The 26,433-nt window shown below is 43.6% G+C and carries 24 protein-coding genes and 1 pseudogene; 15 read left to right on the forward strand and 10 right to left on the reverse strand.

The window, feature by feature from the left end; translation table 11 throughout:
- The first annotated feature begins 4 nt into the window (after positions 1 to 4).
- The 4 genes from glmS to ACYJZR_RS01725 all read left to right on the forward strand — a co-directional run bounded on the left by glmS (position 5) and on the right by ACYJZR_RS01725 (position 4,580).
- The gene (gene glmS / locus ACYJZR_RS01710; RefSeq protein WP_005453795.1) at positions 5 to 1,837 is read left to right on the forward strand and encodes a glutamine--fructose-6-phosphate transaminase (isomerizing); all 1,833 of its coding nucleotides are present in this window, start codon (positions 5 to 7) and stop codon (positions 1,835 to 1,837) included.
- Positions 1,838 to 2,041: 204 nt separating this feature from the next.
- Entirely contained in the window at positions 2,042 to 2,419 is a 378-nt protein-coding gene (locus tag ACYJZR_RS01715; RefSeq protein ID WP_005496993.1) for a DUF3316 domain-containing protein, read from the forward strand.
- Between the two features lie 102 nt (positions 2,420 to 2,521).
- Positions 2,522 to 3,214 carry a heavy metal response regulator transcription factor gene (locus ACYJZR_RS01720; RefSeq protein ID WP_140077665.1) on the forward strand — a complete coding sequence of 231 codons (693 nt, stop codon included), beginning with the start codon at positions 2,522 to 2,524 and terminating at the stop codon, positions 3,212 to 3,214.
- Positions 3,207 to 4,580: a heavy metal sensor histidine kinase gene (locus ACYJZR_RS01725; protein WP_199251002.1), complete on the forward strand. Its 1,374-nt coding sequence runs from the start codon at positions 3,207 to 3,209 to the stop codon at positions 4,578 to 4,580. Before ACYJZR_RS01720 ends, ACYJZR_RS01725 begins: the two co-directional genes overlap by 8 nt.
- Here ACYJZR_RS01725 and ACYJZR_RS01730 read toward each other — a convergent pair.
- The 6 genes from ACYJZR_RS01730 to ACYJZR_RS01755 all read right to left on the reverse strand — a co-directional run bounded on the left by ACYJZR_RS01730 (position 4,540) and on the right by ACYJZR_RS01755 (position 11,884).
- Entirely contained in the window at positions 4,540 to 5,199 is a 660-nt protein-coding gene (locus ACYJZR_RS01730; protein ID WP_406966285.1) for an HAD family hydrolase, read from the reverse strand. The two genes, ACYJZR_RS01725 and ACYJZR_RS01730, sit on opposite strands and share 41 nt — an antisense overlap.
- A 120-nt stretch (positions 5,200 to 5,319) precedes the next feature.
- Entirely contained in the window at positions 5,320 to 5,850 is a 531-nt protein-coding gene (locus ACYJZR_RS01735; RefSeq protein ID WP_005392227.1) for an MltR family transcriptional regulator, read from the reverse strand.
- A 57-nt stretch (positions 5,851 to 5,907) separates the two neighbouring features.
- Complete coding sequence (locus tag ACYJZR_RS01740) at positions 5,908 to 7,056, reverse strand: mannitol-1-phosphate 5-dehydrogenase (protein ID WP_045544848.1); 1,149 nt, start codon at positions 7,054 to 7,056, stop codon at positions 5,908 to 5,910.
- Between the two features lie 112 nt (positions 7,057 to 7,168).
- Positions 7,169 to 9,121 carry a PTS mannitol transporter subunit IICBA gene (locus ACYJZR_RS01745; protein ID WP_005487444.1) on the reverse strand — a complete coding sequence of 651 codons (1,953 nt, stop codon included), beginning with the start codon at positions 9,119 to 9,121 and terminating at the stop codon, positions 7,169 to 7,171.
- 610 nt (positions 9,122 to 9,731) lie between these two features.
- Positions 9,732 to 11,480: a lysophospholipid acyltransferase family protein gene (locus ACYJZR_RS01750; RefSeq protein WP_025571048.1), complete on the reverse strand. Its 1,749-nt coding sequence runs from the start codon at positions 11,478 to 11,480 to the stop codon at positions 9,732 to 9,734.
- A gap of 137 nt (positions 11,481 to 11,617) precedes the next feature.
- Positions 11,618 to 11,884 carry a hypothetical protein gene (locus tag ACYJZR_RS01755; RefSeq protein ID WP_023650285.1) on the reverse strand — a complete coding sequence of 89 codons (267 nt, stop codon included), beginning with the start codon at positions 11,882 to 11,884 and terminating at the stop codon, positions 11,618 to 11,620.
- 163 nt (positions 11,885 to 12,047) lie between these two features.
- On the opposite strand from ACYJZR_RS01755, the gene ACYJZR_RS01760 reads away from it, so the two are divergent.
- Positions 12,048 to 12,767, forward strand: coding sequence for an SIMPL domain-containing protein (locus ACYJZR_RS01760; RefSeq protein WP_005453781.1), 720 nt, complete (start codon positions 12,048 to 12,050; stop codon positions 12,765 to 12,767).
- 43 nt (positions 12,768 to 12,810) lie between these two features.
- Here the strand turns inward: ACYJZR_RS01760 and ACYJZR_RS01765 are convergent, their stop codons facing one another.
- Positions 12,811 to 13,860, reverse strand: a complete 1,050-nt coding sequence (locus tag ACYJZR_RS01765) for a DUF4382 domain-containing protein (RefSeq protein WP_024700375.1) — start codon at positions 13,858 to 13,860, stop codon at positions 12,811 to 12,813.
- 366 nt (positions 13,861 to 14,226) lie between these two features.
- Here ACYJZR_RS01765 and ACYJZR_RS01770 point away from each other — a divergent pair, with 366 nt between their 5' ends.
- Positions 14,227 to 14,499, forward strand: coding sequence for a hypothetical protein (locus tag ACYJZR_RS01770; RefSeq protein WP_005497023.1), 273 nt, complete (start codon positions 14,227 to 14,229; stop codon positions 14,497 to 14,499).
- Between the two features lie 117 nt (positions 14,500 to 14,616).
- On the opposite strand, the gene ACYJZR_RS01775 is transcribed toward ACYJZR_RS01770, so the two are convergent.
- Positions 14,617 to 15,420 (reverse strand): MetQ/NlpA family ABC transporter substrate-binding protein, encoded by an 804-nt coding sequence (locus ACYJZR_RS01775; RefSeq protein ID WP_406966286.1) that lies wholly within the window; start codon positions 15,418 to 15,420, stop codon positions 14,617 to 14,619.
- A 507-nt stretch (positions 15,421 to 15,927) separates the two neighbouring features.
- Between ACYJZR_RS01775 and ACYJZR_RS01780 the strand changes: the two genes are divergently transcribed.
- Complete coding sequence (locus ACYJZR_RS01780; RefSeq protein WP_406966287.1) at positions 15,928 to 16,089, forward strand: hypothetical protein; 162 nt, start codon at positions 15,928 to 15,930, stop codon at positions 16,087 to 16,089.
- A 27-nt stretch (positions 16,090 to 16,116) separates the two neighbouring features.
- Complete coding sequence (locus tag ACYJZR_RS01785; protein ID WP_406966288.1) at positions 16,117 to 16,830, forward strand: tyrosine-type recombinase/integrase; 714 nt, start codon at positions 16,117 to 16,119, stop codon at positions 16,828 to 16,830.
- Positions 16,831 to 17,428: 598 nt separating this feature from the next.
- Here ACYJZR_RS01785 and ACYJZR_RS01790 read toward each other — a convergent pair.
- Both ACYJZR_RS01790 and ACYJZR_RS01795 read right to left on the reverse strand, forming a co-directional pair.
- Positions 17,429 to 18,607 (reverse strand): DNA-methyltransferase, encoded by a 1,179-nt coding sequence (locus ACYJZR_RS01790; RefSeq protein ID WP_029831948.1) that lies wholly within the window; start codon positions 18,605 to 18,607, stop codon positions 17,429 to 17,431.
- Positions 18,600 to 19,382, reverse strand: a complete 783-nt coding sequence (locus tag ACYJZR_RS01795; RefSeq protein WP_080259884.1) for an ApaLI family restriction endonuclease — start codon at positions 19,380 to 19,382, stop codon at positions 18,600 to 18,602. The genes ACYJZR_RS01790 and ACYJZR_RS01795 overlap by 8 nt, the downstream gene beginning before the upstream one ends.
- A 1,233-nt stretch (positions 19,383 to 20,615) precedes the next feature.
- On the opposite strand from ACYJZR_RS01795, the pseudogene ACYJZR_RS01800 reads away from it, so the two are divergent.
- The 7 genes and pseudogenes from ACYJZR_RS01800 to ACYJZR_RS01830 all read left to right on the forward strand — a co-directional run bounded on the left by ACYJZR_RS01800 (position 20,616) and on the right by ACYJZR_RS01830 (position 26,267).
- Positions 20,616 to 21,172, forward strand: a pseudogene (locus tag ACYJZR_RS01800) (VapE domain-containing protein).
- 15 nt (positions 21,173 to 21,187) lie between these two features.
- Positions 21,188 to 21,505 carry a hypothetical protein gene (locus ACYJZR_RS01805; RefSeq protein WP_406966289.1) on the forward strand — a complete coding sequence of 106 codons (318 nt, stop codon included), beginning with the start codon at positions 21,188 to 21,190 and terminating at the stop codon, positions 21,503 to 21,505.
- A 169-nt stretch (positions 21,506 to 21,674) separates the two neighbouring features.
- Complete coding sequence (locus ACYJZR_RS01810) at positions 21,675 to 22,049, forward strand: zeta toxin family protein (RefSeq protein WP_406966293.1); 375 nt, start codon at positions 21,675 to 21,677, stop codon at positions 22,047 to 22,049.
- A 1,666-nt stretch (positions 22,050 to 23,715) separates the two neighbouring features.
- Complete coding sequence (locus tag ACYJZR_RS01815) at positions 23,716 to 24,186, forward strand: hypothetical protein (protein WP_193294736.1); 471 nt, start codon at positions 23,716 to 23,718, stop codon at positions 24,184 to 24,186.
- A 95-nt stretch (positions 24,187 to 24,281) separates the two neighbouring features.
- The gene (locus ACYJZR_RS01820) at positions 24,282 to 24,656 is read left to right on the forward strand and encodes a hypothetical protein (protein ID WP_406966290.1); all 375 of its coding nucleotides are present in this window, start codon (positions 24,282 to 24,284) and stop codon (positions 24,654 to 24,656) included.
- A gap of 70 nt (positions 24,657 to 24,726) precedes the next feature.
- Positions 24,727 to 24,903, forward strand: coding sequence for a hypothetical protein (locus ACYJZR_RS01825; RefSeq protein WP_019280745.1), 177 nt, complete (start codon positions 24,727 to 24,729; stop codon positions 24,901 to 24,903).
- A gap of 143 nt (positions 24,904 to 25,046) precedes the next feature.
- Entirely contained in the window at positions 25,047 to 26,267 is a 1,221-nt protein-coding gene (locus ACYJZR_RS01830) for a hypothetical protein (RefSeq protein ID WP_140090607.1), read from the forward strand.
- Positions 26,268 to 26,433: the final 166 nt, after the last annotated feature.

The raw sequence follows: 26,433 nt of genomic DNA on the forward strand, positions 1-26,433 counted from the left end.
ACACATGTGTGGAATCGTAGGTGCAGTAGCACAACGAGATGTTGCAGAAATTTTAGTTGAAGGCTTACGCCGCTTGGAATACCGCGGTTACGACTCTGCGGGCGTGGCAATTGTTGACGCTGAAGCAAACCTAACGCGCATTCGTCGCCTAGGTAAAGTACAAGAGTTGGCGGACGCGGTTGATGAAGCGAAAGTGGTTGGCGGTACTGGTATCGCTCACACTCGTTGGGCGACGCACGGTGAACCTTCTGAAATCAACGCTCACCCACACATGTCTGGCGACATCACGGTGGTTCACAACGGTATTATTGAAAACCACGAAGAGCTGCGTGAACTGCTTCAATCTCGTGGTTACGTATTCGAATCGCAAACGGATACAGAAGTTATCGCACACATGGTTGAGTGGGAACTGCGTACAGCTGAATCTCTACTAGAAGCGGTACAAAAAACCGCGAAACAACTTGAAGGCGCATACGGCACAGTGGCGATGGACCGTAAAGACCCATCTCGCATCGTCGTAGCACGTTCTGGCAGCCCAATCGTGATCGGTTTTGGTGTCGGTGAGAACTTCCTTGCTTCTGACCAACTTGCACTTCTTAACGTAACACGTCGCTTCATGTACCTAGAAGAAGGTGACGTAGCAGAAATTACTCGCCGTGACGTAACGGTTTTCGATGTGACTGGCGAACGTGTTGAGCGTGAAATTACCGAATCAAATGCAGAGCATGATGCAGGTGATAAAGGCCAATACCGTCACTTCATGCAAAAAGAAATCTACGAGCAACCTAAAGCGTTGATCAACACAATGGAAGGCCGCATCACGGCAGACTCTGTTGTAACTGATGCGATCGGTGTGCATGCGGCAGACATTCTAAGCAAAGTAGAACATGTACAAATCGTCGCGTGTGGTACGTCTTACAACGCAGGTATGACAGCGCGTTACTGGTTTGAAGACATTGCTGGCGTGAGCTGTGACGTCGAAATCGCGTCTGAGTTCCGTTACCGTAAGTTTGTGACTCGTCCAAACAGCCTTCTTATTACGTTGTCTCAGTCTGGTGAAACAGCAGATACGTTAGCAGCACTTCGTCTTGCGAAAGAAAAAGGTTACATGGCGGCGATGACCATCTGTAACGTAGCGGGTTCTTCTTTGGTTCGTGAGTCAGATTTTGCATTCATGACTCGCGCTGGCGTCGAAATCGGCGTGGCTTCAACCAAAGCGTTCACGACTCAGCTTTCTGCACTACTTATGCTGGTAACAGCCCTGGGTAAAGAGCAAGGTCGCATCAGCAAAGAGAAAGAAAAAGAGATTGTTGAAGCGCTACACGCACTTCCTAAGCAAATCAACGCGGCACTTTCTTTCGAGAAAGAAATTGAAGCACTAGCAACGGATTTTGCAGACAAGCACCACACATTGTTCCTAGGTCGTGGTGAGTTCTACCCAATCGCGATGGAAGCGTCTCTAAAACTGAAAGAGATCTCTTACATCCACGCAGAAGCGTACGCGGCGGGTGAACTGAAACACGGTCCTCTTGCGCTGATTGATGCTGACATGCCTGTTGTGGTGGTTGCACCAAGCAACGACCTACTTGAGAAGCTAAAATCAAACGTTGAAGAAGTGCGTGCACGTGGCGGCCTTCTATACGTATTCGCAGATGCAGACGCAGGCTTCGAAGGCGATGAAACAATGAAGATCATCACGATGCCTCACGTTAGTGAAATCACGGCGGCGATCTACTACACCATCCCAATGCAGTTGCTGTCTTACTACGTAGCACTGATCAAAGGTACGGACGTAGACCAACCACGTAACTTAGCGAAAGCGGTGACGGTTGAGTAATTACGCTTAACAGCAAAAATCCTAGGCGGCACATGCGAGAGCATGTGCCGTTTTTTTTGTCTTGTGCTAAGCGTGATGGAGCGATCAAGAGCTTTCGCCAGTAGGTTGCTTTCATGACAAAAATGTAATTTTGTTGAAAGGGTGGTGTCAGAGGCGGTGTTCAATAATGACCTCATTGAAAACAAGCACTCAAAGGTTAACAACATGAACGCAATCAAAACTGCTCTTTTTGTAACGGTAATGGCAATGACTAGCGCATCTGCATTCGCTCAACCACTTTTCACTGGTGGCAACTACGTGAGCCGCGAAGAGATGAAAACAATCTCAGTTACGCCGACGGCAACGTCAGATGAGGCTTATCAACAGGCACTGTCTGAACTCAATTCACTTAAAACCATGACGGCTCGTGAATTGAATAAAGAGCTCAATATCCTGACGTTTAATGTGAAGTCTCGCAGTACGCATTTAAAAGATGGTGGCTTCGTGACCGTGCAAGAACGCATGAATGAAGATGGTCAGTTGGAATATTTGGGCAAAGTGAATGTCAAAGTGCATTATGCCGAACGCGATAACAATCGATAATGGTTTACCAAGGAGGAAGAGTATGGTGTGGTTCACATCATGCTCTTTTTCGAGCTTTATACTGGGTTCTCATCCTCCCGCTAACACACTAGGTAAGTAAAGTTGAAAATATTGATCGTCGAAGATGAGCACAAAGCCGGAGAATATCTGCAAAAAGGTTTGATTGAATCTGGGTATGTGGTGGATTTAGTGCATGATGGGGTCGATGGGCTTTATCACGCTACCAGTGAAGAATATGACTTAATCCTCCTCGACATTATGTTGCCTAAACTCGATGGTTGGCAGGTGCTTAACACATTGCGCAGTAGTGGGATTCACACTCCAGTGATCATGCTGACAGCGAAGGAGCAAGTGGAAGATCGCGTGCGCGGTTTTGAGCTGGGTGCCAATGACTATGTGGTAAAACCTTACGCGTTTGCAGAGCTACTGGCGCGTGTTCAAAACGTATTTCGTCATCATATTGCCGCGCAAGTGGTCGCATCGCCGCAAACATTACGTGTGGCAGATTTAGAACTTGATATGATCAAACACGTTGCCACGCGCGCGGGGCAGTCGATGTCGCTTACCGCCAAAGAATATGCCCTGCTTGAGTTGTTGATGCGCAAAACTGGCCAAGTACTTTCACGTACCACCATTGCGTCGTTAGTGTGGGATATGAACTTTGACAGCGATACCAATGTGATTGATGTGGCGGTCAAACGTCTGCGTAGCAAAGTGGACAAACCGTTCGATAGACCACTGATTCACACTGTCAGAGGGATGGGCTACAAACTCGAAGAGAGTCGTGATGCCTAAGTTCTCGCTGCCTTTTTCCATGAAAAACAAGCTCGTGCTGATGTTTGTTAGTATGACGTTTGTGACCTATTTTTCTTTGGCTTTCATCCTACAGTACGCCATTGAGCGTCACTTTTATTCGCAAGATTTCAGCTATATTTCCAGTAAGTTCAATGCCATTGAGAACGAGTTAAAACGCTCGCCAGAGGATGTGTTCAAGCAAGCGAATAACAGCACGCTCTACATGTGGGTGTTTGAAGGCAAGCAGAACGTCTATCAGAATTCGAGCCTGACGATTCCTCAGAACCGAGCCTACAGCATTAGCTCTCCTCAGGTCTTAAATCACGAGCGTGCCATCGAATGGAGTGAGGACTCGCTGAATATTCGTGCGTTTGCGTTTCAAGCTGGGGAGTATCAGGTGGTGCTCGGTATGAGTATCAATCACCATATTTTGTTTTTGGATAAACTCGACTGGATTTTGTTTTGGGCGCTCGGTTTGGCGTTTGTGATTTCTTCAGCGTTGAGCGGTTGGATGGTAAAACGTGGGTTGAAGCCGATTGTGGGATTGAATCAGCACATTCAACAGATATCACCAGAGCAAATGGGCATTCGTCTCGACCCCGATTCGTTGCCAATAGAACTGCGCGAGTTAGCCAACAAACACAACGCGATGCTCGATAGGTTGCAAACTGGTTTTCGCCGCTTGAGCGAGTTTTCTTCTGATATAGCACATGAGTTAAAAACGCCACTCACCAACATTACTACGCAAAATCAGGTCATTTTAGGTGCGTGTCGAACGCCTGAAGAGTATCAGGATGCGATTGCCTCAACGTTGGAAGAACTCAACCGCATCACGAAAACCATCAACGATTTGCTCTACATTGCCAAGGCTGAAAACAAGCTCATTCATCGCCATGACGAAGTGTTTGCGGTGCAGGAGGAAATTGACCGCTTGGTCGCGTATTTTGAAATATTGGCCGAAGATGCCGAGGTGCGAATCGTGAGTTCAGGCGACGGTCAGCTCTATATGGACAAAAACATGTTTGAGCGTGCGGTGGGCAATTTGCTCTCCAACGCGATTCGTCATGCGTATGCTGATTCAACCATTGTGATTGACGTTCAAGAGGTTGATGAACAGGTGACGATATCGGTCAGCAACCAAGGTGACGCCATTGCCGAGCAAAACTTACCGTACCTTTTCGACCGGTTTTATCGCGCAGATAAATCTCGCCAACATGTAGGTAGCGTCGGTGCAGGGTTAGGTTTGTCGATTACCCAATCTATCGTGCAGGCGTATGAAGGTGATATCCAAGTTCAATCAGAAAACCAGCGCACCGAATTTCACATCAGGTTGCCTTCGGCCCGTACGAGTCCAAAAGAGGAATAACCTGAGCTAGGTTGTCGAGTACAGTGATATCAGACATTAACTCTGTCTGCGGTGGCAATAAGTCTGGAATCATCACTGCATGGCAGCCAGCAGCAAGTGCGGCTTTAATGCCATTATTGGAATCTTCCAACACTAAGCATTGCTGTGATTTTAGCCCGAGTTTTCGATACGCCATTTGGTAGCATTCTGGATGGGGTTTGCCATGTTGCACATCTTCTGCAGTGATAATCAAATCAAACTGGTCGAGATAATTGAAAGGGGCAAAGTTATATAGTACGTCAGGTCGATGAGAAGAGGTGACCAGTGCTGTGGTTAGGCCCCGCAGTTTGATCGCAGAAAATAGTCCATCAAATCCCGTTTTTAGTCCGATGCCTTGTTCTCTTAGTTGATGAAAATGCGCATCCCGTACCGTTCTGTAGCGCGTCATATCGATAGCGTTTTGAAAGTGCTCGGCGAGAATTCTTTCGCACTCTGGGTCTTGAACGCCAATGAACTGTTGGTAGGTATCGTCGGTGATTTGTAAGCCTTGCTCGGCTCCTGCGAATTGCCAGCTTTGCCTGTAGATGGATTCGGTATCGAAAATTAAGCCGTCCATATCAAAGAGAATTGCTTTGAGCATCACACGCTCCTGTGGCAGAGAAGGGCCAGTCTTTTGCTATCGGTGGTAGCAAGCGGTTATAACAAAGCTACCTAGATCAGCATGAGTGTTAGGGAGCTTAGGTATAACAAGGGGCAGATATTAGAACGGGCTGTCCTTGCCCAGTTCATTGCAAATTTCGACAATCGCGAGTGACAGGCCGGACTTAATGATTTGTTGTTGGCGCTGAAGCTGGAGTTGGTAAAACTCAAGATCGATGTCGTCATCGGGTTCGTTGACTTCCAATTGCACCATGCCCATTTTCTTCACCAGATGCAGTTTTTTGATCGGTTCTAGGATATTCGGGTCAGTGAACTCGTAGTCCGATGCATCGCTGTTCAGTTGGTTTTTCAGCTTAATGATGTCTTCGATATCGTGGTAGATGTCGTCGGGCAATACACCTAGACCAAACAATAACTTCAAACGAACCGATAAGTCGCCAAGCGGTCCTGAATCTTGCAGTAATGGGCCGACGACCGATTGCACAGCAAAGTTATCTTTACGGAAGATTCTTTGGATGAGTCCGTCGATGGATTCGTTAAAAACGTCGACGGTCGCAATAAAGAAGCCACGTACCGATGGTGCGCTGTTGAGTCGTTCAATGATCTCGGTTTCGTTGATGTTATCTGCCATATACTGATCAGTTGTTTCATTATTATATTAAGGGGAGCAGAGCTCCCCCTGAGTCAATCAAAGCTGGTTGTAAAGCGACTCGATTTGAGCCACTTCAACACTGTCTTCAGCCAGACCTGTGTATTTTGCTAGCGTTTTTGTCACGCCAACCTCTTTTAATGAGGTCTGTAGCTCAACCGCTTGCGGATCGGTGTCGTTGGTGTATTTCAACGCCGCCGCGATCCCTTTCAAAAGTGTTTGATTTTCAGTGCAATACTCGATTGTACCGAGTAATGGCTTCACTAATCTATCATTTGCACCCAATTTACGAATTGGTTGTCGCCCAACTCGATCCACTTCATCCACTAAATATGGGTTGGCGAAGCGACCTAAAATCTTTTCGATGTAGGCATTGTGCATGTCGCGGTCGAAGCCGTAACGACGAATCAATACTTCGCCACTTTCCTGCATTGCTTGTTTTACTTCGGCATGAATGCTTGGGTCTTCAATCGCTTCGCGAATGGTGCGATGGCCTTTCAAACAGCCTAAATAAGCGGTAATGCAGTGACCTGTGTTTAGGGTGAACAGCTTACGTTCGACAAAGGCCATTAGGTTGTTGGTTTTTTCCATGCCAGCAATGTTTGGGATGTCGCCCTTGAACTGTTGCTCATCGACAATCCATTCGCTGAAGCTTTCAACCGTCACTTCCAATGGGTCATCGTTGGCGGCTTCTGCTGGTGGCACGATGCGATCGACAGCGGAATCAACAAAGCCAACCAACTCGTCTGCTTTTGCATGCAATGATTTATCTAAGTGTTTGTACACTTCACCTTTTAGGTGCGTTGTGCCACGCACCATATTTTCACAGGCGATGATGTTAAGTGGCGCGTCATTGCCAGCTTCAAAACGTTTGGCGATACCTTTCGCGATGGTTTTCGCGATGATGTCTAATACGTTTGGACCCACTGCTGTGGTGACTAAATCGGTTTTGACGATGCGATCAATCACGTCTTCACTGGCTGAGTTTACCGCTGTGACATGGGTAACGGTGTCGATTTGACACTCAGTACCGACCACTTTTACTTTGTATTCTTGTTTGTGGCTGAGCTGGTCTACTAGCGGTACATCAACGTCAGCGAAAGTGACCTCGACTTCTGCGTCTGCTAAGAGTTTACCGATGAAACCACGACCGATGTTACCTGCACCAAAATGAACTGCGTTTTTCATAATTCTTACCTACCAATATCTGAAAATGTTGACTTACGAAACTAGGGTGAGGCCAACCGCATAGGGGGTGACAGCTGACCTCGTTTGCCTCAGGAGCAAATTAAAGGAGTAATTAAGCCGCTTGTTGACCGCCAAGGATGTTCAGAATTTCTTCTACATCGTTGGTGCTGGTTAGCTTCTCAATTGCTTCCGGCTCATCGAGCGCGTTCGTAATGGTGGTGATCACCTGGATGTGCTCATCGTTCTTAGCGGCAATGCCGATAACCAGTTTCGCGACATCGTCGTCATCTTCAGTAAATTGGATACCCGATGGGTATTGGCAGATTACAATGCCAGTTTTCTTCACACGGTCTTTCGCTTCTACGGTGCCATGAGGAACCGCGATAGACTCGCCAAGGTAAGTTGGAACCAACGCTTCACGTTCAAACATCGCGTCTACGTATTCTGGTTCTGCGTAGCCAAGTTCAACCAATTTGTTGCCTGCAAAGCGGATGGCTTCTTCTTTGTTGGCTGCTTTCAAACCTAGATGAATGTTTTCACGCTGGATTTGGAAAACCGATGGCTGTTGTGGCTCAAAGCTGTCGTCGTTGGCAGCAAGTACTGATACTTTGACCATTTGATCGTCATTCGCCGCCGACTGTTTTTGTGCTGCCAGTAACTTGGTGACTAGCTGGTTGTACATTTCGCTGTCTAAGAAGTTAGTCAATGAAATGTGGTGTGCGTTTGGAGCATGCTTACGTGCACGATCCGTTAAGTCTTTATGAGTAATCACGATATCTGCACTCTCTGGTAAGCTGTTGATAGCAAGGTTGGTTACGTGGACGTTCAGACCTGCGTCCTGAACTTTCTTACGTAGCATGCTCGCACCCATGGCGCTTGAGCCCATGCCTGCATCACAAGCGACAATGATGCTTTGTACTGTCGCTAGGTCAACGTCACCTTTGCTTTCGTTGTTTACCACTGCGCCGTTTTTCGATGCAGATTTCATGTCTTTCATTTGCGATGTGGCTTTTTCTAGTGCCGCTTCATCGCCATCTTCTTCTGTCGAGGTTTGCGTTTTCATCAGCAGAGATGCAACCGCGAATGACACGCCTGTTGCTGCCGCGATAGAGGCAAGAACGCCAACAATTGAGCCTTTTTGAGTCATCAACAAGATTGCAAAGATTGAACCTGGTGATGCTGGAGAAACGATGCCCGCGTTAAACATGGTTAGAACGAACACGCCAGTCATACCACCTGCAATAGCCGCAAGGATCAGACGTGGGTTCATTAGAATATACGGGAAGTAAATCTCGTGAATGCCACCGAAGAAATGGATGATGGATGCACCGCCAGCCGTTTGGCGAGCCGTACCTTTGCCAAACACCATGTAAGCAAGCAGGATACCCAAGCCCGGACCAGGGTTCGCTTCGATCAAGAAGAAGATCGATTGACCGGTCTCAGACGCTTGCTGAATACCCAGTGGAGAGAAGATGCCGTGGTTGATCGCGTTATTTAGGAACAGGATCTTCGCTGGCTCAACAAAAATAGAAGTCAGTGGCAGAAGGTGCGCTGAAACAAGGAAGTTTACGCCAGCTGCCAATGCGCCTGAAAGCACTTTGACAAATGGGCCGATAAGGAAGAAAGCCAGAATGGCGCACAGCATACCGATGATGCCCGCAGAGAAGTTGTTGACCAACATCTCGAAGCCGCTTTTTACTTTACCGTCGATGTAGTTATCGAATTTTTTGATTGCCCAGCCACCCATTGGGCCAACCATCATTGCGCCCATAAACATTGGGATGTCGGTACCGACGATCACGCCCATGGTTGTGATTGCACCAACGACCGCGCCGCGATCGCCGCCCACTAACTTACCACCGGTGTAACCGATAAGTAGTGGCAGCAAGTAAGTGATCATAGGCCCAACCATGGAAGCTAACGTCTCATTTGGTAGCCATCCGGTTGGGATAAATAGAGCAGTGATAAAGCCCCACGCGATAAACGCGCCGATGTTAGGCATTACCATGTTTGACAGAAAACGACCAAAATTTTGTATCTTGATCTTGGCATCTGGTGATATCATAACAATTCCCCGTTCGATGTTCTGATGAATATGTTGTCGTAAACGGTTCGCCAAAACCGCTTGTTTGATTGCTTAGTACCCAATCAATTTACCACACATTTTCCAATTGGAACTGACGACGGGTTTTTCGTGATCAACCCCCGCATTTCTTCGGATGAAAAGCATTTTTTAAGTGATGATGATCAATTAATTGATATGTAACTTAATAACAAAAAATGACTTTCAAATCTGTCAATAAAAATATTAGTGATCAATTCGATCTTCTGACAAATATAAAATCAAAATTCATTGTGATTGAGATCACCTTTAATTTCTTTTTTAATTCAAATTAAATGCCTGAAACGATCAATGTCACATTTTGTTTGGCGTTCGGTTTGATTTGAAATGTGATATATAACCATTTTGAGGTTTTGTGAAAGTTTATAACGTGAACGTTTGCGCGATGTTGGCGTTTTGTGGATTAAAGCTGGAGATGAGTGGCCTTTTTGCGATGAGCTTAACTAAACACTTTGTTTTTAATGTTTTATGAGCAAATAACGTATCACGCTGCACGCGTTTTGTTTATAGCGATTTTGAGCAGCGCGATACCTCCTACGTTTGTAGACGACGGTTAATTGTTCATAGCTAAATACTCGCGTGCGTTTTCACTGCCCATATAACGTGCAAGCGTTTTCTCAGGTACATCGCGTAAATCCACCATAATCAATCCATCCAGTGCGTTGTTAAACGCAGGATCGACGTTAAAACACACCAACTTACCATTCAAACTCAAATATTGGCGCAGTAATACCGGGACGCCTTTGCCTTCATCAATTCGAGCGATCACGCGAGATAGCAATTGTAAATCTCCCAATGCGGTTAGCATGCTGGTATTCCAGTTTAAGTTGGTTTCTGGCAGCGGGTTTGACGGAGTGACGTATTCGGCGCAGTCGTTGTCGTAGTGGTGTAGGGTCATCGATTGTGCCAATAATTGACGCGCGGTATGACTGTAATCGTTGCTGATGCTCACTGGGCCAAATAAGTGCGTGTACTCAGGATGTTGATGAACAAAAGTCGCTATGCCTTTCCAGAGTAAGAGTAGGGCACTCATGCTTTTTTGATATTGCTCGGCAATCACAGAACGCCCCATTTCAATCGACTTACCCATTTGATCGAGAAAGCGTTGGTCATAGTTGAACAAGGTGCGCGAATACAATCCTTCTACGCCATATTTCGCCAATAATTGATCAACTAATCCAAGACGGTAAGCTCCTACCATGCATTGGTTCTCACGATCCCACACAAACAGGTGCAGGTAATCATGATCGAAGTGATCGATGTCTATCGCTTGTCCGGTCCCTTCGCCAACTTGACGGAAATTATGTTCTCGCAAGCGGCCAATTTCATGCAGGAGAGATGGGATCTGCTGCGCACTGGCGCAGTACACGTCGAACTCGCCACTTTGAAGCAGTTGGGTTTCTGCCGGTAAGCTGTGCAGCTCTTCAAGCAATTGGCCTATGGGTAACCCTGCCGCAATAGGTAAGAGATCATTGTCTGAGACCGTTTGCTGAGTGGCACTTACATCGCGGTTAAGCAGGTAGGTGTTAAGCCTCAGATAATTGACGATCTGATCATCGTTGAGGTTATTGAGTTCTTTAAACTTGATTGCTTGCCCAAAGGACAACTCAATGGTTTTTGCGCTCTTGTTGAGCAGCTCTCTTCCTAACATCAAGGTGCGTAAAAGAGGGTGGATTTTACCTGCCATGTAGAAGCGTTTTGAGTTCTGCCCACGAATGAAGACAGGAACAGTGGCGGCTTTGTTCTTACGAATTAACGCGCTGACACTGCGGCTCCATTCTTTGTCTTCTAAACGCTGTTGTTTAGCATCCACCAACTGCGACACTTCACCCGCAGGGAAAACCAATAACAAGCCGCCATTCGCAAGGTGTTTGTTGGCTGCTCTAAGTGCCTTCATGTTTGACTTGACCGCATCTTTGCCCTCGAATACGTCGACACCAATAAAAAGTTGGTCGAGCTCTGGCACGGTTTTTAGGTACTGATTCGCTAAAATTTGGATATCGTCTCGTACCATCAACAGTAGTTCGGCGAGAATCACGCCTTCAACACAGCCGAGAGGGTGATTCGCCACAATGACGGTTGCGCCTTGCTTTGGCACTGAGCCGAGCGAACCATGGGCAATGCGATAGTCGATACCCAAGATATCCAGTGTGAATCGTAAGAAAGTTTTGGTATCCGTATTCACGGGGCGTTGGGCGTAGAATTTATCGAGCTGACTTAAACCCGTAGCCCATTCTGCAACGTTTTCACCAATGCCAAACGGCGTTTTACGAGGGAGACGAAAAGGGGTCGAACTATCCATATTTACCTCAGCGTACAAGTGGCTGATCGGATAGTAGAAATTACATATGACAGTTCAGAGGCAAATCCATGAGCCTTTGGTGACAAACTGGTGAAGCTTTGTTGACCAAAGGCGAAGGGGATAGGACAGCTTTAGCGTTACGTTTTGTCGCCAGCAAACATCAGGATACTCAGAGAGTTGAGCGTTTCACCGAGACTTTCTAGTGAGCTCAAGACCTGTTTGGTCGGCTCATTATCTAGCAGAATTCGACCATCAAAGCTTTTCCCTTCGTATTGCTGTTCATTACACGCATCCGCTTGGGGTTCTTGTGTTGAGTTGTCATCTATAGCTAAGTCGTCAGCACTCAAACAGGCCGTTGAGACAAATAATCCGCCTAGAACCACCAACCATTTTGTTTTCAACATAATCTTAAAACTCACAATAAAACACTGTTCAATTTTAATTAATTTTATTCACCATTTCGAACGATATGACAAAAATTTAGCTTTAGGTCGCCATTTTCTGGCCATAGTTGAGCTATGTTATCGATACTACGAATTGTTAGTTTTGGCGAAATTAGGAGGATGAATGGAGAAGATTTCCAATAAAGCGTCAATATGGCTCGGGCTGTGTCTGATAATAGGTTTAGGAGTATTGGGCTTTTTTATTCAGCAAACAGCAGTCAAATACAAAGCCTATGAGCGAGTGGTAACGGTGAAGGGATTGTCTGAGCGAGAATACCCGGCAGATACCGTCATTTGGCCAATCCAATTTACGGTAGCCAGCAATGATATGGGCGCGATGTTTGATGACATAGACCAACAAACGCGTTTGATTCTCGATTTTTTAACCGCAAAAGGCTTAACTGACAAAAACATCTCGCTGTCTTCGCCTTCAGTGATAGACCGTAAAGCGCAGCAATATGGTGGTGAGCAAGATATTGAGTATCGTTATTTAGCATCCCGAACGGTCACGGTTTACAGCCAAAATATCAATGTGGTTCGTGCGGCGATCAATGAGATTGGTGAACTTGGGAAACAAGGCGTGATTCTTAATCAAGATCCTTATGCAAACCGAATCGAATACAGTTTCACGAAACTTAATGACATCAAACCAGACATGATCGAAGAGGCGACCAAAAACGCCCGCGAGGTGGCACAAAAGTTTGCGAAAGACTCACAAAGCTCATTAGGAAAGATCAAGCGAGCGACGCAAGGTCAGTTCTCCATTTATGACCGCGATAGCAATACGCCTTACATTAAAAAAGTCCGAGTGGTATCGACGGTTCAATATTACCTTTCTGACTAAGTAAAAAGCCGCTCAGTACGAGCGGCTTTTTTAATATGGTGACTTAAAGAATGGGATTAATGTCCTGAGTTGTCAGCTCTGTCTCGACAACATCAACTGGCGTGTAGTGCTGGTAAATCAAGAAACCGTCTTCTGACGTTTCATGAGCGTCTGGCGTATCAATATACGCGGTACATGTGTAGCCAATGCTGTAAGTACCCGGGCCAATGTAACCAAACTCGTAGCTGTAGGTTGTATTGCCTTCTTCGTCTTGTGATTCATTCACGTTAGCTACCGCAACTGGCGCGTTGAGTGGAGCTGTCGCGCCCATATCGCCCATGGTTGAGCGATCCATAGAACCCGCATACAGGTAAACAGAGTGAACGGCAGGCACATCATGAATCGCGTTCCATGCCGCACTGTCTGCTTCGCAAGCTTGGTATTGCACGTTACTTACCGTGCCAGCGATATGGCCTGAATCTGATGCGTTCACCAAACTTACGGCATTCGAGTTCATGTTCATATGATCTTGGCCGACTGGATCCGCCAGACCTTTACGCAAATCAAACTCTACAACGTAGCTATTGTGCCCAGTGTGAACTTTTACATACTGACCTTTTTGGGAAAACTTCAAGCGACCCTGATCGCTGGTATCGGGCTTAAAGCCAAAGCAGCTACCACGACTTGGAACAACAAGACCTTTTACTGAGCCATCAGTTTTTTCGACATACGATAGAGACGTATCATTCAACTGTCGGCCATCTTTCGCGTAAACGCACATGGCGTAATCACCCGGAGCAATTTGTTGTTCGCTAATGATGGTTTTGGCATTTTTTCCTTGATATTCCATCAAATCAACTTGATGTAGAGCGCCGTTCTCGCTTGCGTCTAGCAGAATGTGATCGCCAGTTTGCTCGCCCGTTTCTGGGTTAAAGGGAATTAAAACCACGTCTTTAAATGCTAAGACCACTTTGTTGGCGTCATCCACAGGTGCATCTGAGACACCAAGAGAAAACGTAGCGGATTCTGTATTTGATGAAGAGTCGTCGCCACCGCAGCCAGTCAGTAGTAGACCGCCTGAGATAGCAAGTAGAGGATAAGTGTATTTTTTCATATTGACCTCTTGTGTTTACACTGCCGATAAACATCGAAGATTAGTCTCAGAGTCGAGACGAAATGTCATTGCTTGGTAATGACGGGGTCAATGTAAAAAAGGGAAATTCATAGTGTGATATGGATTCCTAAAAGGCTATTTTTAAATCTATTGCTCAAGTGCAGCAGCGAAGCAGTAACTCCATTAACTTCGGCTCTACTTAGCTAAACAACGTGGTTGCTTTGCAACCACTTTCCCCATTTATACAAGCGCTTTTTTATAAAACTAAGTTCTTATTCGTAGTGAAATGAAGTTGATAATAATCAAAATAGATAGGTGATGAGGGGCGTAACGTAAGGTCGAATATTGCTAGAAGGAATTAGTATGATGGCATACAAATTTTTTATTCGAGAGCTACTAGGATTAGCGATCGTGGTTTCAGTTGTTTTTGGTGTACTTGGCGTGATGCTCGATCTTTTCGCGCTTACGGCGCTGTGGGAACATCAAGATGCAATTGCTCAGATCTTTTTTCATGAGTCGTTTTATTTCATTGCATTCTTAATCCCGCCATTTTTCCTATGGAAGATCATCAATCGTTCTGATTTGGTTACCGCCGCACAAAACTATATCGCGCTAAAATTAGAAGCAGAAAACCGATAATCTAACTCCAAGTACGATTGATACCATTTGATACGACAGAGGCTCACGCTTTTTTTCATGAGCCTCTGTCGTTTTGTCTCTCTAAGCAAGATAGCTTGCTCAAGGATTAATTCTTACTTAAAAGGCTGGTTCAATCGTTCCTTTGAAAGTGCTATCAAGGAAGTCGCGAATTTCTTGGGATTGGTAAATAGAGACGAACTTCTTGTAAGCCTCGTTGTTTCTGTCGGCTTCACGAGTCGCAATAACCATAACAGCGAGAGGTGCGTCTTTGGACTCTAGGAAAATACTTTGCTTCTTGGGGTCTAAGCCTGAAGACATCACGTAATTCATCGTAATAGCTGCGGCATCAACGTCATCCAGCGTTCTTGGCAGCTGCGCCGCATCTACCTCAACGAACTCCAGTTCTTTTTGATTGCTCTTAATATCGGTTAACGCGGCTTTATGGCCAACACCTGGTTTAAGCTCAATCAAGCCCGCATCAGCGAGTAGTAACAGCCCTCGGCCTCCATTAGTTGGGTCGTTTGGAATGGCAATTCTGGCACGGTTTGGTAACTCTTCTAACGAACGGTATTTATTGGAATAAATACCCATGCGCATCAAGATAGATTGGCCAATTGAAACGAGCTGAGAGTTATGACTGCTGTTGAAATTATCCAAAAAAGGTTGGTGTTGGTAGCTGTTAATATCGATGCTACCGTCACTCAGCGCGGCGTTAGGTGTCACGTAATCAGAGAACTCGATGACTTCAACATTTAGCCCTTGTTTTGCCGCTTCTTTCGCTACTGCTTCAACTACTTGTGCATGTGGCCCAACCGTAGCTCCGACTTTGAGTACTGAATTATCTTTTTCTCCGCAGGCACTTAAGCTGATCACAGCAGCGAGAACCCAAGATAACTTTTTGATGTGACCTAAACTTGTCATCGTAACTCCATTTTATGTTTAGACGTCCATACGGCTATCCTATCAGGAATATATAAACGGTCAACGACTAAAACATTGAGGGATCATTTGAAGGTCACAAGGGCTGTAGAGCACAAATATTATTGAGCAGATGGTTGAGAAAGTTGATGGGGGTTTAAGCAAGGGAATTTACAAGGGGGACAAGAAGATGAGCTCAGGTGCCAACGGTGTACCTATAGCAACACTTAAAACCATCAGATACAAAAAAGGCGTAGTAGGTCCAACCAGCAACGCCTTTCGAAATTTGCTGGCCCCTCCCAGACTTGAACTGGGGACCAATCGATTATGAGTCGTGATTATACTTGTTTTATAGAATTCAATTTTATCTCACAAAGTATTAAAGTCGTTGAAAAATAATGGATTACTTGGCTTGTTTTATCGTATGTCATCTCACAAACTGTCATTAAGCGACTTCCTAACTAGACCCAATATTGTATTGGGTCTAGTTAGGCAATACAGGATGAGACAATGGCAATAACTCAAAAAGAGATTCTGGGATTGAAGCCCAAAACCAATGCTTATTATTTTTGGGACGATGACCGAACGAAAGGTGTCGGTCGTCTTGGCATTAAGGTGATGGTCAGTGGTAGTAAGAGCTTTGTCTTTCGATACTACAAAGAAGGTAAGTGACGTTTTATTCAATTAGGCCGATTTCCGGTGCTCAGTCTTGTTGATGCGAGGAAAGAGGCGCACAAGCTAGGTTTGATGCTAAAGCATCGGCTTGATCCTAAATTTGAATTAGCTACGGCAGAGAAAAAGCGCGAAGCAGCCCGACGAGAAGAAGAAAGTAAGGGCAGCATTGAGCTACTGTTTCAAAGTTACGTGAACCAAATGAAAAAAGAAGGGAAAAGGACTTTTCAAAACGTTTATCGCTCGCTGGAGAGGGAGGTTTATCCATTTATATCTAGAGAGACTAAGGCTTGTGATGTGACTACAGCTGATATCGTTACAATTTTAGCCCACATGATTCAACGTGGAGCAGCAACTCAAAGTAATCGTGTCAGAAGCTATCTTCATGCAGCATTTAACTATGGCCTTTCACACGATAACGATCCTGCTAATTATTTGAGAGATGCTAAGTTTGGTCTTACTTTTAACCCCGTTTCTTCGATACCGAAACAAAAAGATGCGGAACGAGTAGGAGAACGCTACTTAACTTTTCAAGAGTTGCACCAGTTCATACAGGATATTGAGTTTGATATTGAGGGTGTTCGTGCGTCTGAAATGATGCGATGCCTTATTCTTCTTTGTATTCATACAGGAGGACAACGACCTTATGAGCTAGCAGCCTCTAAATGGACTGCTATCAACTGGGATGAACGAACCTTACTTATTATGCCGAGCTGTCGAAAAACAAGCGCAGTCATTTAATTCCCTTAACTGACTCTGCGATATCCATCTTGAAGAGGTTGAAAGAACGTTATTTGGGTAGCTCGTTCATCTTTCCGCACTACAAAAATGAGAATGACCATGTTCGTTTTGACTCTCTGAGCCAAACAATTTCACGCTACAGAGATGATCACCCGAACTTTGAGCATTTTATCCCTAAAGATATACGTCGTACCTGCAAAACCTTAATGGGAGAGATAGGGGGACGTAAGGCTGTAAGAGATAGGTTACAAAATCATGCTTTAAACGACGTTAGCTCAAAACATTACGATAGATACGAATATTTGGCTGAGAAGCGTCATGCTTTGGAGTTATGGGAAAGTAAGTTATCTAGGGTTGAAAACTCGGATTCAAACGTCGTCAGTCTCTGGTGAGATTTGCGTTCGTACTGCGAACGCAGCGTCGGTTAGCTTCTATTTAATGGTGCTGTACTAAAGTGTTAGTGATATGTGCATGCACCATGTCTGATTGCTCGTGACTCATTTTTGCCCCCAAGCTTGCTAGACAGATAGCAAAAGAGGCTGATGATCAGCCTCTAGTTCACTCTTGGTTCGTACAACGAAGTTTATGGTAGATAACGTTACAATCCTACTGCTTTAGATATCAATAAAGATGGAGCTTGTATTATCTCCATTCCTTCCACATTAACTTCAAACATACCGTCATCCAATGCTGTTTGAATCAATATAGAACGCAAAGATTTCTTAACTTTCATTGCGTTAGAAAGTAATGATGCAGCATCACTTAAAGATTCATTCTCTTTTTGAACTCTGACTAGGATTGGAGTGTTTTGATACTGCTCCATAAGAATCGCATCAATACCCTTATTGCGCTGAACGGCGTTAAATTCAATTCCTTTCAATAAGGCCAACGCTGACTCATCAGAGTTTCTGTATGACGCTCTTCCTTTTTTAACCAAGTTCGATTCGGTTTTAATAGGATTGTCTAGTCGAGAGTTTGCAAGTTCTACGGCATCAGCTGATTGATCTATACCTAAGAACCGTCTGTTTTCCAACTTAGCAGCAACACAAGTAGTACCACTTCCACAGAAAGGATCTAAAACCAAATCACCTTCATCAGTAACAAGTTTAATAATCTGCTCTAATAGTAAAAGTGGCTTTTGAGTAGGGTACCCGACTCTTTCTTTTGCTTTTGGGTTCAAGTAAGGAATATCCCAAACATCACTTAAAGGAACTCCTTTTTTCTTGTCTCCATTTATTATATTACCATCACTATCTCTATCATAAATTGATTTATTGTGTTCATCCCTTCTTCTTCTTTGAAGAATTTGGTCAACATTAGTTGTTTCAGAGTAATTAGTATAAATCTTATTAAATTTAAATTTTTTTGTTTTCGAATAGAAATAAATATTTTGATGGCTTGGAAGAAGTCCTTTTTTAGAGTTAGACCATCTTTTATAAGACCAAATTATTTCTGATTGAAAGTTTTCCGCGCCAAAAACTTGGTCTAATATTGCTCTAACAATATGCTCACCACTTTTATCACAGTGAACAAAAATCGACCCGGTATCTTTCAATCGTGAATGCATTACTTCAATGCGTTCTTTAAGAAACTCAGCGTACTCCCTGTCACTCCCCCAAATGTCATCAAAACTGAACTCTTTAGTGCGCTCTCGATTTTTTAGTTTATGGCGCTTTTCTGTAAAGAAAGGGGGGTCTAAGTAAATCATATCTATTGATGATTCATTTAGAAGCTTCATTTCATCTAAACAGTCACCATGTAATATGGTATCAATCATTTTTGTCTCTACTCTCTGCAATTTCTACCAAAATACCTTTCAAGTCATAACCACTCACTTCTTTTAAGTAGTCCCAAGCGTCATCCCCAGCATAGTATTCACCATCAACGCCATGGTAGATGGTTTTCAATGTTTCCTGTATCTTTATAGCTTGCTCTCTTTGAGGGTAATAAAACATAACTCGAATAGGTTTAAACCCGCTTTCTTTTATCGCTTTGACCCTAGTATGTTCTTTGGTTATATGATCACCATCTGTTGTGGCATCTCTCCACTTCAACTCAACAGCATCATTACTATTTAAAAAATCTATTTCAAAAGTTTTAGGCTTACTACCAATAGTATTATCTATTAGAGTTTTTTTTCCGTCTCGATTTGAAAAGAACATACATAGTGTTGCGGCTTCTTCTAAGAATGAGCCTGCATACTTATAGAGAAATCGACCTGTATTTTGGTATACATCTATCAATGTACCCTCTTCATTTGATATACCTAATACTCTGTATATTAGGTAATGAGAGTTGTCATCTCTCTTCATTTCTTCTTTCCGATCATCAATCTTCATGCTTAAATTATGAGCATAATCATCTGCAAGTTTTCCGATCTTTTCTTTCAGAAGTTCTAAGCCAAGTCCTTTAGATATAGCGCTATCGATTTCTTCTCTTTCAAGTTTGTATATTGCGTCCCTGAGCTCAGGAACATTTTTTCCTTTCGTATCTAAACCTATCGATTTGCAATACTCTACTAGTTCAGTTTTTTTTAGTTTTTCAATCTTCATTTAAATCTCAATAAACAATGACTTTTCAAGAGAATCTACCATATTTAGCAAGCTAAGATTTGCAAACAACACAATCTTACTCACAAAAAATCACACCCCCAAACATCTAAGCATCTAAACGTCTATACATCTAAATATAGGAGTATGGATGTTAACTGCATAATGTAATTTTCAAAATTACCTTACAAAAAAGTGCTGCTTATGCCCATTATGGCAAATAGCCGAACTCAGCACATCAAAACGCCCACCTGACGCAATCAAGTCGCTCTAGGGACATTTTTAAGCACTTATTCTCACCAGTTTACCCAAAAAACGGACTGTGACTTTGTGACGAACCAAACTCTACGGAGTGCGAATTTTGACCGAATAATATCCCAATGAAGATTTATGTGAAAGACTCGTTTAAGAGTATCTTCACTGTTCTAAGAAGCTTTTCTCCAACTTCGAGCTAGCGACCCCTAGCTAGCTCAGATCTGTCCAGAGACGTGCCAGTACGTTCACCGCTATTGTGTTCACGGCTATTTTTTAGGTTGCTTAGCATTACCTTTTGTTCGCACTGCGAACAAAACCTAGGGCCTCAACTACCTTCTAAAGTGTCATTAATAGCAATCGATCTCCTAAAACCGTTCCCCCCTTTTTTCAAAGATACTAGCTCCTGTCCTGAAATGAGATAAGGAGACAGATCATGACACCAAATCGAATAATACCATTAAAAGAAGTATCAGAGGCTCTTGGGCGAACGCCAAAGACAATTTGGAGGTGGTGGGCAAAAGAAAAAATGATTTCTACAACCGATTCAAATGAACGGCCGATGCTTGGGGTGGTGAGAGTCTGAGGTAAATAAATGGATAGAAAGCCAAGGAGGGAGCAATGAGTAAGGCTACGGATAACAATAATGAACTTGATTTTCCAGACCAAAGAAAGCAACGAGTTAGGAAAGCGATACTAAATACTGATGAGAACTTGAAGCTACTTTTGATGCATAATGAATACGTACCTTATCTGAATTATATGACCGTTGAAATAGAAACATACCACAAGGGTGAGTGTCTGGAATATGAGGAGTTTAAGAGTCGGCTGAAAAGTGACTGTGCAAGAGTTGATTTACCGAAAGCAACTGTTGACGATCACATACATGTTTTATCCAAACAGCGTGCATATCACCCAGTCGTTTTATATTTAGATAAGTCCAAGTGGGATGGTGTTGAACGTGTGCAGAGTGTTATTAGTTACATGCGTTCAAAGAGACCTGACGTAACGGAACTAATTATGCGGAGGTGGCTGGTAGCGTGTATTGCCGCCCTTTATGAGCCTCGTTTTAGCAGCAAGTTAGTGCCTGTAATTCAAAGCAAGCAATCTTTTAGAAAAACGGCATTCTTATCAAGGATTGGGGACGTCATTCAAGGGGCGTTTGTGGGAGGAAGAGCTTTAGATCCCCGCAGTAAAGATAGTGTACGGCCAATAATTAAGTCATGGATTGTTGAGCTTGGCGAGCTGGAGTCATCGACAAAATGCAGTCAGGGTCAGCTAAAAGCATTTATATCTCAAGAATTTGACACAATAAGACCTCCATATGCGCGTACAGATCTGAAAAAACCAGACAATCACTACTTATTGCAACTGTTAACGGCCAAGATATCTTAAAAGATAGGACAGGTAATACGCGTTTTGGTGTGATAGAGCTAAGCGAGCCTATCGATATGGATACTGTTAATGAAATACTTGGCTGGGAATTTAATGGGACAGGTAGCCTTCGTCACAATAATCCTGAGTTACTAAGGCAGTTTTAGCTAGAAGTAAAGCAGATGTATGAAGCTGGCGAACCTTGGATATTAACGATGGAAGAACAGAGCTTAGTTGATACGATATCAGATAAGTATCTCGACAAAGGGCGCTGGTACCATATATTGCAAGAAAGAATATCAATGAGCACTGATGATATACGTATGCAAACAGAGTGGCTTGCACCAGGGCAGATTTGTCAGGTTGTAGGAGTGCCATGCAATTATGTAGCCCATGTTGGTAGGGCCTTACAGCTATTAGCAGATGAAGGGAAACTAGAATCTCGTCACAGCGGAGAAGCTACTATCTGCAACAGTAAATCAGCCGACGTTAACAAGTGAAGATAGTCGACATACATCCTATCGCACTAATGAACTAAGAGAAAATTTAAGAAGTAGGATATTTGAAGAGCTAATTAGCAACACACGCCTTGATGATGACGACCAGATTAAACTAGGGCGCGGAGGAATCCTGCCTCAAAGCGGACTAAAGTATGAGCAAGAAGCGATAATTGTTACTGGTTTACCTGAGTCAGGAAAATCCACCGTATCAAACCTAATTGCAGAGCTAAAGGGAGCGGCAATCATTGACTCGGACTATGCAAAAAGAAAGTTTCCTGAGTTTTGTATCCCTCAAGGCGCAAGCTTAGTACATGCCGAATCATCGTTGCTTACATCTGGAAGTACCAAGCCTGAATTTGAGGAAGAAAAATCTGTACATGAGTTCATGGTGTCAGAAGGCGCCAACATAGTAATACCTAAAATAGGCTATGATTGTTCTTCTATACGAGGCTTGCGCAATGCATTGATTGAAGCTGGCTATAAAGTCCATTTTGTTTTTGTTAGTGTAGACCGCAAAGTTTCTGCTAACCGCACCTTTTCTTGATTCTTGAGTACTGAACGTTATGTACCACTCGGACTGGTATTTGATGAGTATTCAAATGACCCAACGTTAACCTATTACCGTATGAGGGATGATTCAGAATGGAGTTCTGTTGGTAAGGTAAATACAGAGGCAGATGCTCCCAATGTCATCTATGCTACAGAGGAAAGTCCGCTTATCTCAATTTATGGAGGGGTTGGAGCATGATTGATAGCAAAGACAAAAAAAGAAGAAAAAGAAAGTAACCGTCGCATACTATAATGGTGTTTACGCCACAGGCTCTAGTGCTCGAGTAGCCAAGGATAATGCGAAAAAAAAACAGTAACTATCAAGAAAATGTTTCCTATATATATGAACGAGAAACTCGAGAAACTAGGGCTGTGATAAGAAAAACAAGGGATGCTAGGGCAAATAAACATAAGCTTGCCCAGAGGTATTCAAAATACAGCCAAAAATCTAATGATTCATCTGAGTGTGACTCTCACAAATCATACTAACTAAAATCCTAGATCGCTGGGTCGGTCACACCAGACTGGCCCTGTAATCTCGCTCTAAGGCTTATCCTGCCTAACTTCCTGCATGATGTGGTTTCTGTAATTATCTCGACGGCAGCAGATGTATTTTCCCTGTAGTCCTGACAGTTACGACGGTTCTGACAGCCGCGACAGTCCCGACAGTAATCAGCTAGATTCCCATCCTATTCGACTAACCCAACTCGTAGTCCTAACTCATACCAGATCCACGCTGTAATCCTGTGTGCCGTTGGTTTTTCCGGTTCCAGTATGAATACCAGTCCAGTGATCAGCCGCTGTTTCTGGTGCTGTGGTTGAGTGCCGATGATTACTGACCTAAATCACTTAAGAGATAACAGACCGATTACCACTGAGGGTAATCGGTCTTCATTGAATGCTGTTTTTTCCTGACTGGCTAGTTCTGAGAGCTTTAGGATCATGGGTGTCCTTCCCGTCACTGAACTAGCTATCCATCCCATACCTAGATTAATAACTTCAGCTAATGGACAGGATGTTGGTTATATTTTTGTTGGTTCAGGTACGGAGTTTTTCTGGGGTTGAGTGGTATGTATCTGCTCTGATTCGTGCTGTACAGACGAGAGAAGGTTCTGATGGTGGATATCACTCTGATAGGGGAAGTGTGACTCTGTGGTGACTACGTGGAGTCTTTCGGCTGACCTGATGGACAAGAGCTTACCGGAAGTAATTGCGGACCGGATATGGAAAGGACTAGAACGAAAAAGGCTTACGGATTTCTCCATAAGCCTTAAGGAATAATGGTGGCCCCTATGTGACTTGAACACATGACCAATCGATTATGAGCGAAGGTCTGACACAATATCACTGCACAATCAACATAGAAACCCTGCCCCGAATCACGCCTAAATCCACCAGCAAAATCACATCACCTGATTACCCGCATGATTTTACTGGCATCGACGACGGGAATTATTGAGTGTGATTAGTACGACGACGCCGACGAGAAAATGTAGAAAACTGTGTTGGAAAGACAGGAACAGTACCGGAAAAAGACAGGAAAAATCCCTAGGCGTAACAAGCAGCAAAACGAATTTATATTATTGAATTGTAAGAGCCCTTACTGGATCCGTCCGGTAGGGGCTTTCTTATTTCTAGCTCAATGAAATAAAGGAGTTTCTATGAACCAACCCAAAAACAGCAGGAAGAATGCAGAGGCTGACACATCTAAAACCACACCAGAAGACAAGCCATTCTCTACCATTCTCAAAACAGGTGAAGCACCCAAACTAGGGGCAAAGGCCCAAGGAATGGTGCTCTACGAGGTTGCTCAAAACAGTGAAGATGATCAACTCTACTTTCGTATTGCCGGACAAAGTGGCGGGGCAGGATTGCATTCAAAACACTGGGTTCCACTTAACGAACTATTCCAGTTGATCGAATCTCAAGGTGATAACCCGTGGAAAAGTCAGGTCTATAAATCCCTATATCCTTCAGGTTCAGCCAATAACCAAGGTTTTTGCGCCTCAATAGTTAGAGACTTAGGTCTAGCCCAAAAGTCCAAATCATCAATTTATCTTCACGTACTAGGCGACGAATACCAAAAGCTAAAAGCAGAGCTGTTAGCACTCGCAGACAAGAAAACAAAATAACCCTTCCATTTATCGTCGTTGACGTCGTACCGACGACACCGACAGCAATCACTATCAAATTTTTCAATCAGTAAATCTAATAAGGAAATGTAGTAATGAAAAAACTACTAATCAGTGCGTTAGTTCTAGCTAGCTTTGGTGCATCAGCAGGTCTATTTAGTTCGGATACAGATGATGTAATCCAGACAATTAAAGAAGGCAGCCCAGATGGTTGCCCTTACGTAATAGGGGACATGATCGACTCAGCATTCACCAATGAAACATGGAAATCAGGTAAAACCAAATCGGGGCGAATCTTCGTTGATATTGAAGGTGATGTGAATTTCCGTAATCAAGAGCAGAAAGCATTTATGCAATTCGAAGTTGATGGGGATGAGTTCTGGCTCAACACATTGAAGCTAAATAACCAATATCAAAGTCAGATGATGACTCGTAGCTTCGCAAATCATCTATGCGATTCAGTTAAGTAAGTTGGGACATTAAATCGTTAAGGGTGATATCGAGAGGTATTGCCCTTCTTTACTTCCCAAAGGAGCAAACATGCAAAGCAGAACCTTTTCACAATCATCATCCCAGTCAAAAAAGAACACAGGTATTCGTGCAGCGAAAATAGGTGCAGCTCTCGGAGCTAGGTACTATGGGGCCTACGGTGCTTTAGCTGGTGGAGTTGCTGGTTTTTTGATCGGCATTGTCGCCGACGAGGTTATAGACGATTGACGGACAAGCTAGGTGAGCAGGGGATAACCTCTGCTTTTTTGTTGTCGCCGACGTCGATTCACAATGCGTCGACGACGATACAACATTAAAGCTTTCAGTATCGTTACGGTATCATTGTTTTTTTGGATAAATCTTGAAGAACAATGAGTAAAGCTAGACAGCCATTTACGATAGATTGCAAAGATAAAGACTTACAAGTATTTGAGCTAAATATCGTAGAACATCATCCGGAGCTTAAACAGCTAAAAATAGGAGGAAAATTAAGCTACGAACATCCTCAATTCCATGAGCTTTCTATAAAGGTCAACGATATGCCCGGAAATAGTAAGCCATATTGCATTTTTGCTATGAACCTTTTTGGGTTGGATGACATTGAAGAGTACTACTGGGAGTGTCAAACATTACTGGAAAGACCTATTTCTCAGTTAGTTAAGAATGACTCGTTAGAGTTGAGCGTAAGAGCCGAGATGCATCGAATTATGCATACGATAGAGTTTCGACACCCATACAATAATGAAGTCACATTGATGGCTCGTGAGCTTGTCGAATTGGTTGAGCATTGTTGTTATGCATGGGACAACTGGTTGTTTACTGTGTTGAAAGCACAAATAGGAAATGAGGAGGCGATGTTCACTCCAGAGCTTCTTACCGAAATTCTTGATAAATGTTCTTATGTTGCAGACCAATTGGTTTTACTATCGAAGCTACCTGTAATGAATACAGGTGCATTCGAAGAGTTTCGTCCTAATCAAAAATACGCCTTACTAGCCAAATCCTTATTGCAGCTCTATCAAGACACAATTGTAAGCCATGTGCAGTGTTTAGTTGATGACCTGCAATCAGAGCTACTCACTACTATGGGATATGAGAAGTTATTGAGGATAGATACTAAGCGATATGTGGATATGGTGCTCTACTACGAGCTCTCTAAGCGTGCAGCAGAATTAGAAATGGAGCATACGGGTATCAAGTATGAACGAGAAGTGGAATTAAAAAGTCCCAATGCGTTTATCTATACTCGTCTACATGGTGGTTACAAAGCTAGCGATATCAGAGCAACGTATCGCTGGTTATTTATTAAAGCGTGGCTATATTCATGGTTAAAGGTTAATGCAGTGTCTGCCAATAAAGCAGCAGAAGAAATGGCAAAAAATGATCGCTTCTTTTATCTGGATAAAGTGAGTAGGAAAGTGGGGAAGGATGGTGTAGTTGAGTCTGATGATGAATGCTATGCCAGAAGACAGAAGCAACTCAATTCAGAGTTTAGTAAGTGGAAGAAGTATGATGGACCATTTGCTTATATATCAGATAGTTTGTTCAGTAAAAGTAGGAATGCATACGAGAAATCACAACAGTCAAAGTAGCGTGAGTTAGATGCCCAAAGAGAAGCGAAAGCTTCTCTTTTTTTATGCCTGTAGCTTTTACAAGCACTTTGGAAATTATCTTCGTGGGGGAGCTGGTTAAATGTATTTCGTGGTTAGGAAAGAAGGTTCCAACGATAAGTTTGGCTATTGCAAGCACTTTGGAAAT

Source organism: Vibrio sp. RC2502 (genome assembly GCF_054850435.1).

Bases quoted from the DNA above. Each gene is read 5' to 3' on its own strand.
- ACYJZR_RS01735 (WP_005392227.1), bottom strand. From the start codon at position 5,850: ATGGCAGATAACATCAACGAAACCGAGATCATTGAACGACTCAACAGC.
- ACYJZR_RS01755 (WP_023650285.1), bottom strand. From the start codon at position 11,884: ATGTTGAAAACAAAATGGTTGGTGGTTCTAGGCGGATTATTTGTCTCA.
- ACYJZR_RS01715 (WP_005496993.1), top strand. From the start codon at position 2,042: ATGAACGCAATCAAAACTGCTCTTTTTGTAACGGTAATGGCAATGACT.
- ACYJZR_RS01820 (WP_406966290.1), top strand. From the start codon at position 24,282: ATGAAAAAACTACTAATCAGTGCGTTAGTTCTAGCTAGCTTTGGTGCA.
- ACYJZR_RS01780 (WP_406966287.1), top strand. From the start codon at position 15,928: ATGGCAATAACTCAAAAAGAGATTCTGGGATTGAAGCCCAAAACCAAT.
- ACYJZR_RS01745 (WP_005487444.1), bottom strand. From the start codon at position 9,121: ATGATATCACCAGATGCCAAGATCAAGATACAAAATTTTGGTCGTTTT.
- ACYJZR_RS01750 (WP_025571048.1), bottom strand. From the start codon at position 11,480: ATGGATAGTTCGACCCCTTTTCGTCTCCCTCGTAAAACGCCGTTTGGC.
- ACYJZR_RS01815 (WP_193294736.1), top strand. From the start codon at position 23,716: ATGAACCAACCCAAAAACAGCAGGAAGAATGCAGAGGCTGACACATCT.
- ACYJZR_RS01795 (WP_080259884.1), bottom strand. From the start codon at position 19,382: ATGAAGATTGAAAAACTAAAAAAAACTGAACTAGTAGAGTATTGCAAA.
- ACYJZR_RS01825 (WP_019280745.1), top strand. From the start codon at position 24,727: ATGCAAAGCAGAACCTTTTCACAATCATCATCCCAGTCAAAAAAGAAC.
- ACYJZR_RS01740 (WP_045544848.1), bottom strand. From the start codon at position 7,056: ATGAAAAACGCAGTTCATTTTGGTGCAGGTAACATCGGTCGTGGTTTC.
- ACYJZR_RS01725 (WP_199251002.1), top strand. From the start codon at position 3,207: ATGCCTAAGTTCTCGCTGCCTTTTTCCATGAAAAACAAGCTCGTGCTG.
- ACYJZR_RS01805 (WP_406966289.1), top strand. From the start codon at position 21,188: ATGTATGAAGCTGGCGAACCTTGGATATTAACGATGGAAGAACAGAGC.
- ACYJZR_RS01760 (WP_005453781.1), top strand. From the start codon at position 12,048: ATGGAGAAGATTTCCAATAAAGCGTCAATATGGCTCGGGCTGTGTCTG.
- ACYJZR_RS01830 (WP_140090607.1), top strand. From the start codon at position 25,047: ATGAGTAAAGCTAGACAGCCATTTACGATAGATTGCAAAGATAAAGAC.
- ACYJZR_RS01770 (WP_005497023.1), top strand. From the start codon at position 14,227: ATGGCATACAAATTTTTTATTCGAGAGCTACTAGGATTAGCGATCGTG.
- ACYJZR_RS01765 (WP_024700375.1), bottom strand. From the start codon at position 13,860: ATGAAAAAATACACTTATCCTCTACTTGCTATCTCAGGCGGTCTACTA.
- ACYJZR_RS01790 (WP_029831948.1), bottom strand. From the start codon at position 18,607: ATGATTGATACCATATTACATGGTGACTGTTTAGATGAAATGAAGCTT.
- ACYJZR_RS01730 (WP_406966285.1), bottom strand. From the start codon at position 5,199: ATGCTCAAAGCAATTCTCTTTGATATGGACGGCTTAATTTTCGATACC.
- ACYJZR_RS01775 (WP_406966286.1), bottom strand. From the start codon at position 15,420: ATGACAAGTTTAGGTCACATCAAAAAGTTATCTTGGGTTCTCGCTGCT.
- glmS (WP_005453795.1), top strand. From the start codon at position 5: ATGTGTGGAATCGTAGGTGCAGTAGCACAACGAGATGTTGCAGAAATT.